The organism is Methylophilus sp., from assembly GCF_052173275.1.
Taxonomy (GTDB): Bacteria; Pseudomonadota; Gammaproteobacteria; order Burkholderiales; family Methylophilaceae; genus Methylophilus.
In genome coordinates, this window is the sequence record NZ_JBQMUL010000002.1 from 803,766 (window position 1) to 819,538 (window position 15,773).

General features: G+C 54.0%; 11 protein-coding genes. 2 read left to right on the plus strand and 9 right to left on the minus strand.

From position 1 onward, the window contains the following. Positions 1 to 208: 208 nt before the first annotated feature. From ACTS9Y_RS05420 to ACTS9Y_RS05440, 5 genes are all read right to left on the minus strand, one after another. Entirely contained in the window at positions 209 to 1,096 is an 888-nt protein-coding gene (locus ACTS9Y_RS05420; RefSeq protein WP_442584957.1) for a transglutaminase family protein, read from the minus strand. A 21-nt stretch (positions 1,097 to 1,117) separates the two neighbouring features. Beyond that, the gene (locus tag ACTS9Y_RS05425) at positions 1,118 to 3,655 is read right to left on the minus strand and encodes a circularly permuted type 2 ATP-grasp protein (protein ID WP_442584958.1); all 2,538 of its coding nucleotides are present in this window, start codon (positions 3,653 to 3,655) and stop codon (positions 1,118 to 1,120) included. Between the two features lie 90 nt (positions 3,656 to 3,745). Further along, positions 3,746 to 7,033 carry a transglutaminase family protein gene (locus tag ACTS9Y_RS05430; protein ID WP_442584959.1) on the minus strand — a complete coding sequence of 1,096 codons (3,288 nt, stop codon included), beginning with the start codon at positions 7,031 to 7,033 and terminating at the stop codon, positions 3,746 to 3,748. Between the two features lie 172 nt (positions 7,034 to 7,205). Continuing rightward, complete coding sequence (locus ACTS9Y_RS05435) at positions 7,206 to 8,045, minus strand: SPFH domain-containing protein (RefSeq protein WP_442584960.1); 840 nt, start codon at positions 8,043 to 8,045, stop codon at positions 7,206 to 7,208. Positions 8,046 to 8,134: 89 nt separating this feature from the next. Further along, positions 8,135 to 8,572 (minus strand): NfeD family protein, encoded by a 438-nt coding sequence (locus ACTS9Y_RS05440; RefSeq protein ID WP_442584961.1) that lies wholly within the window; start codon positions 8,570 to 8,572, stop codon positions 8,135 to 8,137. A gap of 177 nt (positions 8,573 to 8,749) precedes the next feature. Here ACTS9Y_RS05440 and ACTS9Y_RS05445 point away from each other — a divergent pair, with 177 nt between their 5' ends. Next, positions 8,750 to 11,647, plus strand: coding sequence for a valine--tRNA ligase (locus tag ACTS9Y_RS05445; protein WP_442584962.1), 2,898 nt, complete (start codon positions 8,750 to 8,752; stop codon positions 11,645 to 11,647). A 75-nt stretch (positions 11,648 to 11,722) separates the two neighbouring features. Here the strand turns inward: ACTS9Y_RS05445 and ACTS9Y_RS05450 are convergent, their stop codons facing one another. Next, positions 11,723 to 12,745, minus strand: coding sequence for a serine endopeptidase (locus ACTS9Y_RS05450; protein WP_442584963.1), 1,023 nt, complete (start codon positions 12,743 to 12,745; stop codon positions 11,723 to 11,725). Positions 12,746 to 12,880: 135 nt separating this feature from the next. Here ACTS9Y_RS05450 and ACTS9Y_RS05455 point away from each other — a divergent pair, with 135 nt between their 5' ends. Continuing rightward, positions 12,881 to 13,102: a (2Fe-2S)-binding protein gene (locus ACTS9Y_RS05455; RefSeq protein ID WP_442584964.1), complete on the plus strand. Its 222-nt coding sequence runs from the start codon at positions 12,881 to 12,883 to the stop codon at positions 13,100 to 13,102. Here ACTS9Y_RS05455 and ACTS9Y_RS05460 read toward each other — a convergent pair. Genes ACTS9Y_RS05460 through ACTS9Y_RS05470 form a run of 3 tightly spaced genes read right to left on the minus strand, consistent with a single transcriptional unit; the run spans position 13,090 to position 15,767 of the window. Beyond that, positions 13,090 to 13,842, minus strand: coding sequence for a HesA/MoeB/ThiF family protein (locus ACTS9Y_RS05460; RefSeq protein ID WP_442584965.1), 753 nt, complete (start codon positions 13,840 to 13,842; stop codon positions 13,090 to 13,092). The genes ACTS9Y_RS05455 and ACTS9Y_RS05460 overlap by 13 nt on opposite strands. Positions 13,843 to 13,863: 21 nt before the next feature. Beyond that, positions 13,864 to 14,598 (minus strand): type II secretion system protein, encoded by a 735-nt coding sequence (locus ACTS9Y_RS05465; protein ID WP_442584966.1) that lies wholly within the window; start codon positions 14,596 to 14,598, stop codon positions 13,864 to 13,866. 8 nt (positions 14,599 to 14,606) lie between these two features. Continuing rightward, positions 14,607 to 15,767, minus strand: coding sequence for a hypothetical protein (locus ACTS9Y_RS05470; RefSeq protein ID WP_442584967.1), 1,161 nt, complete (start codon positions 15,765 to 15,767; stop codon positions 14,607 to 14,609). Positions 15,768 to 15,773 lie beyond the last annotated feature (6 nt).

A 15,773-nucleotide genomic window follows, 5' to 3' on the forward strand; every position in this document is an offset into this window, starting at 1 on the left:
CTATTTTAGCGTGATTGCCTGCCTGGCTTATGCCAGTCGCAATAAAAAACATACTAAACAACCACTTGCTTTGTTTAGCTCCAAAAAAAATGCGCAAGGCATCCGCGTGTATCAATGATGGCGGAGATCAATCCAGCATACCTGTTTGCATCATTTTTATGCTGTGAAAACATACCAGGAAACGGAATGCTCATTGCAGAAATAGCTTTTAAGTCAGCGCGTATTCGAGAGGCGTGACAGTGACGCTGACATCCAGCTGTTGCTGCCCGCCACCCAGTACCACGCCGCGCATGGGCGAAACATCGCCGAAATCGCGGCCCCAGGCCACCGTGATATGTTCGTGCTGGACCAGGCAATTATTGGTCGGGTCAAAATCTACCCAGCCATACACCGGGCAATATACCGACACCCAGGCATGCGAAGCATCTGCGCCCACCAGACGTGGCTGGCCTGCGGGCGGGTGGGTCAGTATGTAACCACTCACATAGCGGCAAGAAAGCCCCAGTGAACGCATCGCGCCTATCATGAGGTGGGCGAAATCCTGGCAAACACCGCGTTTGCCTTTGAGCACATCGTCCAGCGGCGTTGCCACATCTGTCGCCTGCGGGTCGAATTCAAACTCCTGGTAGATCTGTTGTGTCAGCGCCATGGCCGCTTCAAGCAATGGCCGTTGCGCCGTAAAACAGCTACGGGCAAAATCGGCCAGCGCCTCGCTGCTTTTTACTTTCACGGTGGAATATATATAGCGCATCGCTTCAATATGCTGAGTCCCTTGCGACTGCAAGGTCGCTTGCACCTGCTCCCAGGCCGGGCTATCGGTGAATGTCAGCATGGTCGGGCGTGGCAACACATCTACCTGAAAACGCGAGGTGACTTGCAGTGACTGGTGCGGGATCAGGATAGTGACGTAATCATTATGGTTGTCAAAAAAATCCAGACGGCGCGATTGTTCGGCTGGTTGTGGTTCACAGACCAACGTATAAGAAACACTTTGCTGATAAGGCGTTTCGCGCGGCATCATATGCAACAACTGCTGTGACTGAATCACAGCAATATCATAGTTATAAATGGTACGATGTTCGACTTGATAACGCATGTCAGCCTCTTAAACTCCCTCTTAGTAACCAGGCGTCGCGTGCGGGCTGGTATAGCTGAAAAAGCGCAAACTCAACCGGTCTGACAACGACTGCGTCACATTGTAAGTTCGATTCAGCCAGTCAGCCAGCGTCAGGTTGCCGGCATGAAAGCACTGGTCCGCATCAAGCTGCAGCAAGGCTTGCCAGCAATCTCCCAGCGCAACGGCCATGCCACCCGCATGATCCTGAGCGTCCATGTCTTCCAGGTATTTCAACAGGCCTTTGATCTGGAACACGATGGCATTCGGATTATTCTCATCCATCAATAATAAATCCAGCACCGGCAACCACTCCGGCTGCGCCGCATAACGCGCACGGTAAGTCACCAGGTTATTGGTCACTTGCAACAACCACTCCAGGTTGCTTTGCTCCGGCATCGTCAGCGCCCGGCTGAGCAGCACACACATAAACTGCAATCGCTCGATGCGGCGGCCGAGTGACATAAAGCGCCAGCCCAGGTCGCGCGTCATCCAGTCCATTGCAAAACCGGTCAGGGTCACAAAATGATTAATCGCCACTTCAATCGATGCCATGGCCTCTTGCAAAGTCGGCTGCTGGTGACGGGTAATAAACTGGCGTGACAGCGTATTCACCGTGCGCCAGTGGTCATTGGAAATCCGCTCACGCAGATTGAATGCCTGCTGGAACAATTGCTGCACGCTGGTGGCGAGGCTGGCAGATTGCTGCGAGAAAACCGCCTGTATCAGCAAAGGCGCAATGTCATCATCCGTCCATGGCTGCCAGGGCGCCAAAGCTTCTTCGTCTTTGGCCGTGGGTAATAAATCAAACCATTGGCACAAGCCCTGCATGGTGGCCCACTCACCGGCGCGGGTGTCCGGAGTGTATTCCACCAGTGCGCGTATGGTTGCCCGCAACATAATGGCTTTTTGCAGGTTGCGTACGCAATAGCGGCCATACCAGAACAGGTTTTCTGCCATGCGGCTGGAAAGATAAGTGTTCTCACGCACCAGGTCATGGCTGGAACTGGTTTTTCGCAACAGGCTGACCGGCGGCTGATTATCATTGGATAATACCCAGGTATCTTTACTGGTTCCGCCACGCTGCATGGTCACCTCACGCGCATCTTTTCCGCTGGCTACGCGCGACAAACCGCCCGGCATAATCGCATAGCCATTCGGTGTGGCAAATGCATATACCCTTAAACTCACCGCCAGCGAACTGATCTGCGGTTGCGGGTGATTGACCAGCACCGGGGCATGCGAAATATCCAATTGTTCCTGCGCGATATAGTGATCTGGTTGTGCGCGCAACCTGGCGATGAGTGCTTCTTTCTGCTCCGCGTTTAAGTCTTCACCAAACACTGGTGATGATTGCACCTGCGGATAGGCCGGATGTATCACCAGGTAATCCAGGTTGTTGATCACATAATCCAGCGCCGCAGGCTCGCCGCACCACCAGGTAGCAACCGAAGGCATGCGTAACTCTTCGCCCAGTAGCGATTGGCAAAGCTTGGGCAAAAAGCCCAGTAACGCACCGGATTGCAACAGGTTGGAACCCAGGGCATTGGCGATCAGCACATTGCCCAGCCGCGCCACTTGCGCGAGCCCGGCCACGCCCAACAGTGACTCGGCATTCAATTCCAGCGGGTCACAATAGTCATCATCGATACGGCGGAGGATGGCATGAATCGGCTTGAGCCCTGCTACCGTTTTTAACCAGACCACGCCATTACGTACGGTCAGGTCGCTGCCGTGTACCAGCGGATAGCCGAGATAACCGGCCAGGAAAGACTGCTCATGGTAGGTCTCGTTATATGGCCCTGGCGTCAGGATCACCACCAGTGGCGGCTCTCCCGCGCCCAAAGGGGTGATTTCAGGCACGGTGAGTGCCTGGTTCTCCGCCACTCTATGGCCCCACTGCGCCAGGCTGTCACGCATGCTGGCAAAAAAACCGCTCAGGCGCTCGATATTCAGGTCGCGGAACAGCTCGGGAAAAGCACTGGAGATAATGGTACGGTTTTCGAGCGCATAGCCAGCACCAGTCGGTGCTTGCGTACGGTCAGTCACCACCCACCACTGGCCGTTAGGCGCACGCGCAATATCGGCGGCGTAACTATGCAGGGCGATGTTATCGTAATGCGGGATACCGACACAGGTCGGTAAAAAACCACTGTGGCCATAAACCAGTGCTGGTGGCAGTTGGCCACTTTCCAGCAAGCGTTGCTCGCCATAAACATCCAGCAATACTTTATTCAGCAAAGTAGCACGTTGCGCGACTGAAGCAGCGATATGTTGCCATTCATCCTGCGCAATGATCAGCGGCAATACATCCAGGTCCCACGGCCGCTGCACACCATGCGTGTCGGCATATACATTGTAAGTGACGCCATTATCACGCACCTGGCGCTGCACCGCCTCCTGCCGTTGGCGCATCGCGGTGGGCGCTTCTGACTCCAGCTGCGCCACCAGCGCCTGCCAATGCGGACGCAACTGCCCGTTGCTATCCAGCAGTTCGTTGTAGCGGTCAGAAAAATAGAGCTGGTTGAGCACTGGTTGCATGCTGATGATCTATATAAGAAATCCGTTGATTAAAATAAAACACATTCGTTAGTGTACTCATCATAGAGGAGTGAGTGTCGCAGTAGGTTCCTAACTGGCCTGCCAGCGCAGATCCAGTGTAAACGGAAAACGCGGGTTCGGCGGTTCTTTGACCACATCTATATGACCAGGCGTATGTCCATGCGCCCAGAAACGGGCAAACCGTCGAGCCTCCGCCTCATTGGCGTTAACCGGAAAGGTATTGTAATTGCGCCCGCCCGGATGCGAGACATGGTAAGTACAGCCGCCAAGTGACTGATTGCTCCAGGTATCCACAAGGTCAAACACCAGTGGCGCCTGTACATCTATGGTCGGGTGCAGCGCAGACCAGGGATGCCAGGCACGGAAACGCACGCCGGCGACATACTCGCCTGCTACGCCGGTGGGCTGCAAGGGCAGCGGGCGCCCGTTGCAGGTCACTGTATAGCGCCCTTCGGTCAGGCCACGCACGCGTAATTGCATGCGCTCGACGGACGAATCCACATAACGCGCGGTGCCGCCTGCCGAGACTTCTTCACCCAGCACGTTCCATGGTTCAATCGCTTGCCGTAACTCCATTTCAATGCCGTGATACGCCACTGTGCCATAGCGCGGAAAGCGGAATTCGATAAACGGCTCAAACCAGCGCTGCTCGAAAGCGTAACCAGCTACGCGTAAATCATTCACCACATCGGCCATGTCCTGCGCGATAAATTGCGGTAGCATCCAGCGGTCATGTAACTCGGTACCCCAGTGCACCAGTTTGCCGGTGTAAGGCTGCTTCCAGAAGCGCGCCACCAGTGCACGCAAAAGCAGGCTTTGCAGCAAACTCATCCTGGCATGCGGCGGCATTTCAAACGCGCGGAATTCAACCAGCCCCAGCCGCCCGGTGGGGCCATCGGGTGAATACAACTTATCAATGGAAAACTCGGCCCGGTGTGTATTGCCGGTGAGATCCACCAGCAAGTGCCGCAACAACCGGTCCACCAGCCACGGTTGTTTGCTCTCTTTACCGGCGGGGACGACTTTTTCCATTTGCTGGAAAGCGATGCCCAGCTCATACAGATTGTCGTCGCGTGCTTCGTCCACACGCGGTGCCTGACTGGTAGGGCCGATGAATGTCCCTGAAAACAGGTAAGACAAGGCCGGATGATGTTGCCAGTAAGTGATCAGGCTGCGCAGCACATCCGGACGGCGTAGCAAAGGGCTATCCGCTGCCGTCTCGCCGCCCAGCGTGACGTGATTGCCCCCGCCTGTGCCGGTGTGGCGGCCATCGAGCATGAATTTTTCAGTGCCCAGGCGGCATTGCCGCGCTTCTTCATACAGCATGCTGACATTGGTCACCAGCTCCTGCCAGGTTCGGGATGGATGAATATTCACTTCGATCACGCCTGGGTCAGGCGTCACACTTAGCAGCCTGAGCCGGCTATCGCGTGGCGGCGTATAGCCTTCCAGCCACAATTTGAGTTTTAAATCGCTGGCGGTCTGCTCCAGAGCATTCAACAAATCGAGATAGTCTTCCAGTCGCGTCACCGGCGGCATAAAGACATACAACCGACCCTTGCGCACCTGCACGCATAAAGCAGTGTGAATGACCTCACGTGCCGAGGGCTGTACCGTTTTATGTTTGAGGCGAACGATAGGCGCCGTGGCTGCGCCAAGTGCAGGCATCTGCTCAAAGGGGTCTAGCGGAAAATCAGGTTCAATATCGGCAGGCAGTTGCCAGGGCAGCGACGCCAACGGCAGGCGCAAGCCCATGGGCGAATCGCCCGCCAGCAGGTATAGATGCTCGCGTCGCAACGGCCACTTGCTGGTCAGCCACTCGCCGGCTTTGCGCTTTTCGTCTGGCTTCAGCGGCATGATAAAGCCGACCACTGAACCCAGGCCCTGATTCAACAATTGAGCGAGGCGTTTGCGCTCAGCGCTGTCTTTCAAATCCACTTGCAGCGGATCAACATTGTCCGGTAACTGCTGCTCCTGCAGGGTGAGCGCCAGCGCATCTTCATAGGCCGGGATCACACAGGCCTGCGGAAAACCCAGCATATCCGCCAGGTGATTGGTGAACGCCTGCGCTTGCACCAGCGTGTAACCGTCATCGGCGCCTTCGGCTGAGAACAGGCTGGCATCATGCCAGACCGGTTTACCATCCGGACGCCAGTAAATATTGATCGCCCAGCGCGGCAAGGCTTCGCCAGGATACCATTTGCCCTGCCCGTAATGCAAAAAGCCATTAGCGGCAACTTGTGATTTCAGGCGCAGCGCCAGCTTGCCCGCCAGGGCCCGCTTATGATCACCGAGTGCCAGCGTATTCCACTGCGCACCATCCATATCATCAATTGAGACAAAGGTAGGCTCACCGCCATGCGTCAGCCGCACATCCATCGCCAGCAGTTGCTCATCGACCTCGTCACCGAGTTTGACAATAGCCTGCCAGTCGTTTTCGCTATAGGGTTTGGTCACGCGCGGGTCTTCGTGGATACGCGTCACCGTCATTTCATGTTTAAAGGTGACTCCCGCCACATCGGTAAACCCCACCACCGGCGCAGCCGATGAGGGCAAAGCAGTACAGGCCAGTGGAATATGGCCTTCACCAGCCATCAGGCCGGAAGTCGGGTCCAGCCCCACCCAGCCGGCACCGGGAATAAATACTTCAGTCCAGGCATGCAGATCGGTAAAATCCTGGGCTGTGCCGCTTGGGCCATCCAGCGCGGCGACATCGGCTTTAAGCTGGATCAGGTAGCCGGAAACAAACCTTGCTGCCAGCCCCAGATGGCGCATGACCTGCACCAGCAACCAGGCCGTATCACGACATGAGCCTGTCAGCTTTTGCAAGGTCTCCTCCGGCGTTTGAATGCCCGGCTCCAGGCGTACCGTATAACCGATCTCGCTTTGCAGACACTGGTTCACGCCCATCAGGAAATCAACGATGCCCATGCCAGGCTGAATCACCTGGCCGCGTATTTTATCTATCCAGTTTTGCAGTAAAAAACCAAGGTCATCCGGCTGCAAATAGGCCGTCAGTTCAAACGCCTGTTGTTCGGTGTAATTAAATGGATATTGCTCGGCATATTTCTCAACAAAAAAATCAAACGGGTTGATGACCGTCATATCCGCCACCAAATCGACCGTAAAGTCGAGCGCGCGCACCATTTCGGGGAATACACAGCGCGCAATGTAATTGCCGTAAGGGTCTTGCTGCCAGTTGATAAAATGTTTCTCAGGTGTCACCGTCAGCGAATAGGCCAATACAGGCGTGCGCGCATGGGCGGCTGGCTTCAGGCGGACTTCATGAGGAGAAAGATTGACCAGGCGGTCAAAGGTATAACTGGTGCGGTGATGTAACGCCACGCGAATTGCCACTGCGACCCCTCTGGAAATGATGGTTTTAAGCAGTGAGATGCAGGAAATATGCCAGTTGTACTAGCACTGGGCAACGATTAAAAATCGGGCGACGACAATAGAAACAAAAAACGCGGCAAACTGTGTAAATTTGCCGCGTTTGCGATAAAGCTGACAACCAGGAGGTGGGGAGTTACTTGCCGCCAACCAGGTTCTTAACGGCACTGACCACATCACCTGGCAGCACCACGATCTTGCTGTTGTTTGAACTGCTGATCTTCTGCAATGACTGGATATAACGATCACCCAGCAAAAAGGTCGCGGAAGAATTATTTTCTTTGACTGCTTCCGAAATCATTTTGATGGACTCTGCTGATGCATTGGCCGCTACCATTTGCGCTTCTGCATCTTTGCGCGCCGCTTCCAGGCGTGCTTCAGCGTTCAGGATCAGTGATTGTTTCTCACCTTCGGCACGTGTGACCACGGCAACACGTTCACGCTCGGCACTGGCTTGTTGTTCCATGGCGTGCTGCATATTGGCAGAAGGCTTAATGTCCTGAATTTCTACACTTTTTACCGTCAGGCCCCAATCAAGTGCTTCGTCGGCGATAGCGATCTTCAATTCAGTCTTGATGCGGTCGCGCGAGGTGAGTGCATGGTTGAGATCCATACCGCCAATGATAGAGCGCAGATTGGTTTGCACCATATTGCGCATCGCTTCCCTGAAATTCTCAATACCATAAACCGCGCGTTCAATATTGGAAACCTTGATAAAGGCGACCGCGTTGGCCAGAATCACCGCATTATCACGGGTGATCACTTCCTGTTCAGGAATATCCAGGATAATGTCTTTAGTAGTGACTTTGTAGCTGACTCTGCTCAATACCGGATTGATCACATGCAACCCCGGGCTGATGATCCCGGCAAATTTACCCAGGCGTTCAACCACCCATTCTTCCCCCTGCGGCACGATACGAACGCCTTTGACGATGGCAATGATTGCCAGTATCAACACGATGATGCTGATTTCCATGTGTACTCCTTCAATTAACAAATGTTTGAGTTGCTGATACCCTGGCAACTCGTGAATAAGACGATGTTTTTAAATGCTTTGCTCGCCTTTTAAACTGGGGTCACGCGTACGCTATTGCCTTCTACCGCCACGATCCTCGCGGCTTGATTCAGCGCGATCTCGACATCAGCCACGGCTGACCATTCTTTACTGCCCATCACACCCTGGCTAAATCGGATCAGCCCCGGCTGTGCTGGGCTGACGGCCTGGACGATAGTCCCCTGGCGGCCGATTTCTTCGCCCTGCGCTTGCCCTACCCGCGGTGTAGGTTGGGTTTTTTCGCGCTTGCGCCAGATGGCCACCGCTAACACGGAAAAAATCGCATACATGAAGATTTGCCACGCCGGGCTAAACGCAGGTAATAACCAGGCCAGCAAGGCCATGGCCAGCGCGGCCAAACCTGGCCACAGTAGGTACATGGTGCCGGACAGCATTTCCAGACACAGTAAAATCAGGCCTACACCACACCAAATCCACATAATATCCATGTCAAATACCCCCACTGCATGCACCCAGGTTAAAGAATGAGTGTTGCATATTAGCATTGTCTGCCGATTGCAGATATGACAGCGGCTGAATGCTTTACATTGATTACGCAATAGAATCTGTGGCAAAGACTTGCTCAGGCATCAAAGCGCACACTGGCCTATGGTAAAATCAGGCGTATGACGACCCCAACACAAAATTCCAACACCGCACGCGAACTCGCCAAATCTTTTGACCCAAAAACCATTGAAAGCCAGTGGTATGCGTTTTGGGAAAGCAAAGGCTTTTATGCCGCTGGCATGAACCCCGAAGTCAAAGACAACTTCTGTATTCTGCTGCCGCCTCCTAACGTCACCGGCACCCTGCATATGGGCCATGGTTTCAACCAGACCATTATGGATGCGCTGACCCGTTATCACCGCATGCGCGGCGACAACACCCTGTGGCAACCAGGCACAGACCATGCCGGTATCGCCACGCAGATCGTGGTAGAACGCCAGCTCGACGCTCAAGGGGTCAGCCGCCATGATTTAGGCCGCGAAAAGTTCCTGGAAAAAGTATGGGAGTGGAAAGAGTATTCCGGCGGCACCATCACGCAGCAAATGCGCCGTTTGGGCACTTCGCCAGACTGGAGCCGTGAGCGCTTCACCATGGACGCCGGCCTCAATAAAGTGGTGACCGAGACCTTTGTGCGCCTGTTCAACGAAGGCCTGATCTACCGCGGCAAACGCTTGGTCAACTGGGATGTGAAGCTGGGTACCGCCGTGTCTGACCTCGAAGTGGTGCAGGAAGAAGAAGACGGTTCCATGTGGCATATCAACTACCCGCTTGCCGATGGCTCCGGTACATTGACTGTCGCAACGACCCGCCCGGAAACCATGCTCGGTGACGTGGCAGTGATGGTGAACCCGGAAGATGAGCGCTATACGCACCTGATAGGCACGCGCGTTTCATTGCCATTGTGCAGCCGTGAAATCCCGGTGATCGCCGATGAATATGTAGATAAAGAATTCGGCACTGGCGTGGTGAAAGTCACCCCTGCGCACGACTTTAACGACAATATGGTCGGCCAGCGCCAGGGCTTGGACAAAATCGTGATCCTGAACCTGCAAGGTTTTGTGCCAGAGTCAGCTGAAGTCTATGCCGCCGATGGCAGCAGCAAATCACCGATCACCTTGCCTGCCAACCTGGTCGGCCTGGAACGTTTTGCTGCCCGCAAACAGGTGGTCGCTGATCTGGAAGCTGGCGGTTTCCTGGTGAAAGTCGAAAAACACAAATTGAAAGTGCCGCGTGGTGACCGCACCAACGTGGTGATCGAGCCTATGCTGACTGACCAGTGGTTTGTCGCGATGAGCAAGCCAGGTGAAGACGGCAAGAGCATCACTGAAAAAGCCCTGGAAGTAGTGGCCAATGGTGAAATCAAGTTTTACCCGGAAAACTGGGTGAATACCTACAACCAGTGGCTGAACAATATCCAGGATTGGTGTATCTCACGCCAGTTATGGTGGGGTCACCAGATTCCGGCCTGGTATAGCGATGATGGCAAAGTCTATGTCGCCCATGATGAAACAGAAGCTAAATCACTGGCGGCAAAAGATGGTTACAGTGGCGCACTGACCCGTGACAATGATGTACTGGATACCTGGTACTCATCTGCGCTATGGCCATTCTCGACACTGGACTGGACCGGTGACGAAGCGATCGACGCACAGAATCAGGCTTTACAGCAATTTTTGCCATCGTCAGTGCTGGTGACTGGTTTTGATATTATCTTCTTCTGGGTGGCGCGCATGGTGATGATGACCAAGCACATCACCGGCAAGATCCCATTCAAGCACGTGTATGTGCACGGCCTGATCCGCGATGCCGAAGGCCAGAAGATGTCCAAGTCCAAAGGCAACGTGCTGGACCCGATAGATCTGATCGACGGCATAGACCTGGAATCGCTGGTAAGCAAACGCACCACCGGCCTGATGAACCCCAAAGATGCCGAAAAAATCGAGAAGCGTACGCGTAAGGAATTCCCCGAAGGGATTGCGGCTTATGGCACCGATGCACTCCGCTTTACCTTTGCCAGCCTGGCTTCACCAGGACGCGATATCAAATTTGACCTGCAACGCTGCGAAGGTTACCGCAACTTCTGTAACAAATTATGGAACGCGACACGCTTTGTATTGATGAACACCGAAGGCCACGACAACGGTTTTGGCGTGGAAAGTTGCGACGATGGTGGCCGTAAATTCAGCCAGGCAGACCGCTGGATCGTGAGCCTGTTACAACGCACCGAAGCTGAAGTGGAGCGTGCGTTTAACGACTACCGCTTTGACCTGGCGGCCAAGGCGATTTATGAGTTTGTCTGGGACCAGTATTGCGACTGGTATCTGGAGATTGCAAAAGTACAGATTCAGGGCGGCAGCGAAGCCGAACAACGCGCCACCCGCCGCACCCTGTTGCGCGTACTGGAAACCATTTTGCGCCTGGCGCACCCTATCATCCCCTTCGTGACTGAAGAAATCTGGCAGACCGTGGCACCGATGACAGAATTGAAAGACAAGTCACGCGGCACGGAAAGCATTATGTTGCAGGCTTACCCCAAGGCTGATCTGGAAAAGATTGATGAAGAAGCCGAAGCCTGGGTGGCCACGCTGAAAACCGCGGTAGAAGCCTGCCGCAGCCTGCGTGGCGAAATGAGCATTTCGCCTGCGGCGAAAGTGCCGTTGATTGCCGCGGGTGATGCCGGGCAGCTGGCGACCTTTGCGCCTTACCTCAAATCACTGGCCAAACTGGAAAATGTAGCGATTGTGGCTGAATTGCCAGAAGCCGATGCACCAGTGATGCTGGCAGCAGATTTCAGGCTGATGCTGAAGGTAGAGATTGATGTCGCTGCCGAGAAAGAGCGCTTAGGCAAGGAAATCGCCCGCCTGCAAGGCGAAATCACCAAAGCGGATAGCAAACTGGGCAACGAGAGTTTTGTCGCCCGCGCCCCGGCAGCAGTGGTTGAGCAGGAAAAAGCCCGGCTGGCAGAGTTCAGCGCCAATCTGGAAAAACTACAGGCGCAACTTGCAAAATTGAAGTAGTGTTCTGATCAAACAGCTTTTTGGCTTGCAATACCGTGGCCCGGCTTTGGGTCACGGTATTTTACTGACTAGGTGTCAAGCCACAGCACCGCACTTGTGGCAGAACTTTGCGAACGCATTCTTGCGGGACTGGCAGGCGCTGCAATAGTTGTGCAGGCAAATGCCACAATGCGTACAAAAATCATTGCTTTCGTTTTTCAGGTCCACATTGCGCTCGCAACCCGGGCATACATTTTTGGCCAGGCGTGCCAGCGCTGTGTCATAGGCCAACTTCTCCCGCCGTTTGAACTCAGGCTGCGATTCCGCCAGTTTTTGCTGTTCCAGGTAGTTTTGCAATGCAGCAATGGCATATTTACCACCCACTACCGTGAGCAGGATGCCGACAATATACCGCACATAGCCGCCATAATCCGGCAAATAAGGCACTAATTCAACAAAAAATGCCAGCAAAGCAAACAGAATAAAACCCCAGACAAACGGCCAGTACTGGGATTTTCTTTTATGGGCAAACAACCATGCAGCCGCTGCCAGCAAAGGCAAGGTCAGCAATAAACGGTATAAAAATACACGTATGGCCTGATCTTCATACGCCTCGTCATAGCGCTGACGCGCGATATCTTCCAATATGTTCACTTGCGCCAGCAACTGGGCTTCGTGCTGCGAAATATCCGTCTGTTTCTGCTGGATATCTTCTATGGCTTTTTCAGCATCACGCTCCAATTTTTTCAAGGTATCCAATGTCCGCGTGCGGCCGACCAGGTCATCCACCTGGTCGGTGACATCGCGGGTGGATACCCAGTTATCGAAAGTGGCACGTGCGGCCTGGTAATCTTTTTGCCGGATGATCAGTTGCAGGTTGACCTGCTCTAGTTGATCAATCAAGGTCTGGTGCTGTCTGGCCAATACTTTAAGCTCGCTACGCAGCGGGTCGATTTTGCGGTGATCGACAAAATGTTCTGTGGTGTAGCTGGCCTCTACCCGTGGCAAATCGCCTATGATATTTTTGCCAAGGCCGGTGAGAAACCAGGCAAATATAATGGCTACCATCCATAAAGCACGGTTGTACCATTTCTCGGATAATCGAACGCCTTTACTCATGACATGGCCTTAAACAGGGATATTGCTAACGATGCTAACGGGGTTTCAGGTTTGCGGCAAGCGCTTGTAGATCAACCGACACTGGCATGGTGTGGCTGCTGGCAGTAAAATGCGGTTTTACCTGAATACATACGCATGCTTGAAGAAAACCAAGAATCGCCCAATGAAGTGATGTGCAGTTGCAGTGGCACCACGCGCGGTATGATTCAGGACATGGTCAGGCAAGGCAAAGATCTGGACGCCATTTCGCGCTATTCCGGTGCGCTCACCGGATGTGGCGGCTGTGAATGGGATATAGGCGAACTGGTGAAGGCGTTAATGGCGGAATGGCCGCCGGCGCCTGATCAGACGGAGTGACCGCAGATTTTACACGCGGGATCCTTGGATAATTTGATGGTGCGCCATTCTGCGCTTAACGCATCCAGCAACAGCAACCTGCCCTGCATGGTCTGCCCGATATTCAATAATACTTTAATCGCTTCTGCCGCCTGCGCGGACCCAACGATACCTACCAGGGGAGCGAAAACGCCATTATCGGCACAGCGCAATTCCTGATCATCACCTACGTCGGGATACAGGCAATGGTAACAGGGTGACTCGGCATGCCTGAAATCAAACACGCTCAGTTGCCCTTCAAACCCAATCGCAGCGCCGGAAACCAGTGGTGTCCTGGCGGTAAAACATAATTGATTCAGCAGGTAGCGGGTGGCAAAGTTATCCGAGCAGTCTATGACTACATCTGCGGCAGCAATGCGCTCCGAGGCTTCTTGTTCGCTCATGCGTGTCAGCACAGTATTGACCGTGATTTCAGGGTTGAGCTGCGCAATCGTCGCTTGCGCTGACAGCGCTTTATTCTGCCCGACAGCAGCAGTGGTGTGAATAATCTGACGTTGCAGATTGGTCATATCCACCTGGTCAAAATCACAAATGGTCAAGGTGCCCACCCCTGCCGCTGCCAGATACATGGCCACCGGCGCACCCAGCCCGCCAGCGCCGATAATCAGCGCGTGACTTTGCGTCAGCTTTTCCTGACCCGCATATTCGATTTGCGGCAGCATGATGTGCCGACTGTAGCGTAACAATAGATTGTCTTGCATAGCTAATGTATGGATTCCGTTTCAGGGCAGGCGTTGTGCTTGCACCATTTGCTGGATCAGCACTTTGGGTGACAGCATGATCAGCCTGTCATCAAAAACTGCATGCGCAGTTTGCTGCTGGGCTTGGTCGACAAACATAAGATCGCCATCTGCGTTTTCCTGTTCATCCGTATGCACAGGCGCGCTCATGGCGTGGCTCACCCCGCCAGACACGGATTGTATGCCACCCAGCCCGTTTTCGCCATGTGAAAGCACGATGGCTGCCGGGTTACTGGAGACGCTAGTAGCAGAGCCAGTATCACCCGTGACCTGGATATTGCTGGCTTTCTCAGCGGCGGTCACAGAAAACCATTGCGCATGGTGCGTAAACGTACTGTCTGCCCGATAGCGGAAATAACGACCCCAGGCATCGGTGGCCACCAGACCGAGCTGCATCCACGGCAGCATCCCTTCATCACTGGCACAGCTTTGGTTAGGGAGCACGTTCTCCCAACCATCGGGCGGACTATCCGTGTCCGGGCATGGCAGATAATGATAAATCACCGCGTGCCCCAGCAATGCCTGCTGCGCCATTTGCAACCGCTGCTCTGTTTGCTGGTACTTTTGCAGGCTGTGCTGTACCCGCAAGGGCGTCATCAGCCAGCCCATCATCAGGCTGAGCACTACCATGGCAATGGCCAGCTCCAGCAAGCTGAAACCATGCATATATGGATTGAAAACCTTGTGTCGCAGATTGGTGGCAGCTTGATAAATCATCACAACTCTTATCGCTCTAAACTGTCGTTACTGGGCACGGCCAGTGCGTTCACATCAGGTATTTGCAGCTTTTGTAAGGTGCTTGCCTCCAGATAGGCTGCCAGGCTGCTTTTTTCTGTTTCGGTAGTCCGCATTTGCAATGGCAGTTTTTCGCCGGCAACTACCAGCGTTGCCCGCAGCGACCCTGGCTGATAAAACACCAGTTCGCGCCAGCCATTTTGCTGGAACCAATGGTGTCTGGCGTCTCCATCCAGTATATGTTGCACGGCCAACGGCCAATGTGCGCCAGCATCGAGAGGAAGCCTGCCCAAGCCGGAAGTTGCTGGTAAGCATTGCCCTCTGCTTAAAGTACCCGCACCTAGGCAACTGCTATCAGCGACAGCCGCGGCCAATGGAAAACTAACGCAAGAATTAAGAGTGCACCGTAACGCGCGCTTTAATTCTGCAAGCACCTGTTGCTGCATATGGCGATGCATCGTGGTGGCAGTGACTGGCCAGACCACATCATTAAAATGAGCCGAAGCGGAGGCCTGCACAAACCCATCATCAGCATTTTCTACCGCATTGGCATTGTCGCCTAGCTCAGAAACATCCAGATAATGCTTTGCTAAGTCACTGCTGGCGATATCGCGTTGCTGCGCCCAGCCATCTTCGCGAACCAGTGGTTGCATGGGTGCAATGATGACGGCAACGACAGCATTGCCTTGCGTCGCATCCCAAGAAACACCTTCTGCAGATCGCACAATCCAACTACCAGGTGTATCGCTATTTAACGGCGATTTGCGGGGATTATTTTTATAGCGTTCAGCAACGGCATACCATAACCGCTCGCCACTGCCATCCCGGATATCACCCAAACCCAGCGTTTTCCATGGCAAACGCCCCACGCGGGCGGTATTACTGCAACTGGATTCTGCATCGCCATCGTTATTACGATCCGGGCAAGGCAAATCACCCGGACGCGGGCAGTTCATGTCACACGGCGTGCTGCCTAAGGGCTGATTGGCATACGCCAGCAATGCCTGTTGGGCCAGCGCCAGTGCTGCCATGGTTTTGTGCAGGGCAGCTTGCCTGGGCTGATGCTGAAATGAAGCCTGCAAGACCACGCCACCGATGCCGGAAAGTAATAACAAGATGATCCAGGCAATGATGCCCCCTTGGAATTTCATTGACCG

Bases quoted from the DNA above. Each gene is read 5' to 3' on its own strand.
- ACTS9Y_RS05420 (WP_442584957.1), bottom strand. From the start codon at position 1,096: ATGCGTTATCAAGTCGAACATCGTACCATTTATAACTATGATATTGCT.
- ACTS9Y_RS05425 (WP_442584958.1), bottom strand. From the start codon at position 3,655: ATGCAACCAGTGCTCAACCAGCTCTATTTTTCTGACCGCTACAACGAA.
- ACTS9Y_RS05435 (WP_442584960.1), bottom strand. From the start codon at position 8,045: ATGGAAATCAGCATCATCGTGTTGATACTGGCAATCATTGCCATCGTC.
- ACTS9Y_RS05440 (WP_442584961.1), bottom strand. From the start codon at position 8,572: ATGGATATTATGTGGATTTGGTGTGGTGTAGGCCTGATTTTACTGTGT.
- ACTS9Y_RS05445 (WP_442584962.1), top strand. From the start codon at position 8,750: ATGACGACCCCAACACAAAATTCCAACACCGCACGCGAACTCGCCAAA.
- ACTS9Y_RS05450 (WP_442584963.1), bottom strand. From the start codon at position 12,745: ATGAGTAAAGGCGTTCGATTATCCGAGAAATGGTACAACCGTGCTTTA.
- ACTS9Y_RS05455 (WP_442584964.1), top strand. From the start codon at position 12,881: ATGCTTGAAGAAAACCAAGAATCGCCCAATGAAGTGATGTGCAGTTGC.
- ACTS9Y_RS05460 (WP_442584965.1), bottom strand. From the start codon at position 13,842: ATGCAAGACAATCTATTGTTACGCTACAGTCGGCACATCATGCTGCCG.
- ACTS9Y_RS05465 (WP_442584966.1), bottom strand. From the start codon at position 14,598: ATGATTTATCAAGCTGCCACCAATCTGCGACACAAGGTTTTCAATCCA.
- ACTS9Y_RS05470 (WP_442584967.1), bottom strand. From the start codon at position 15,767: ATGAAATTCCAAGGGGGCATCATTGCCTGGATCATCTTGTTATTACTT.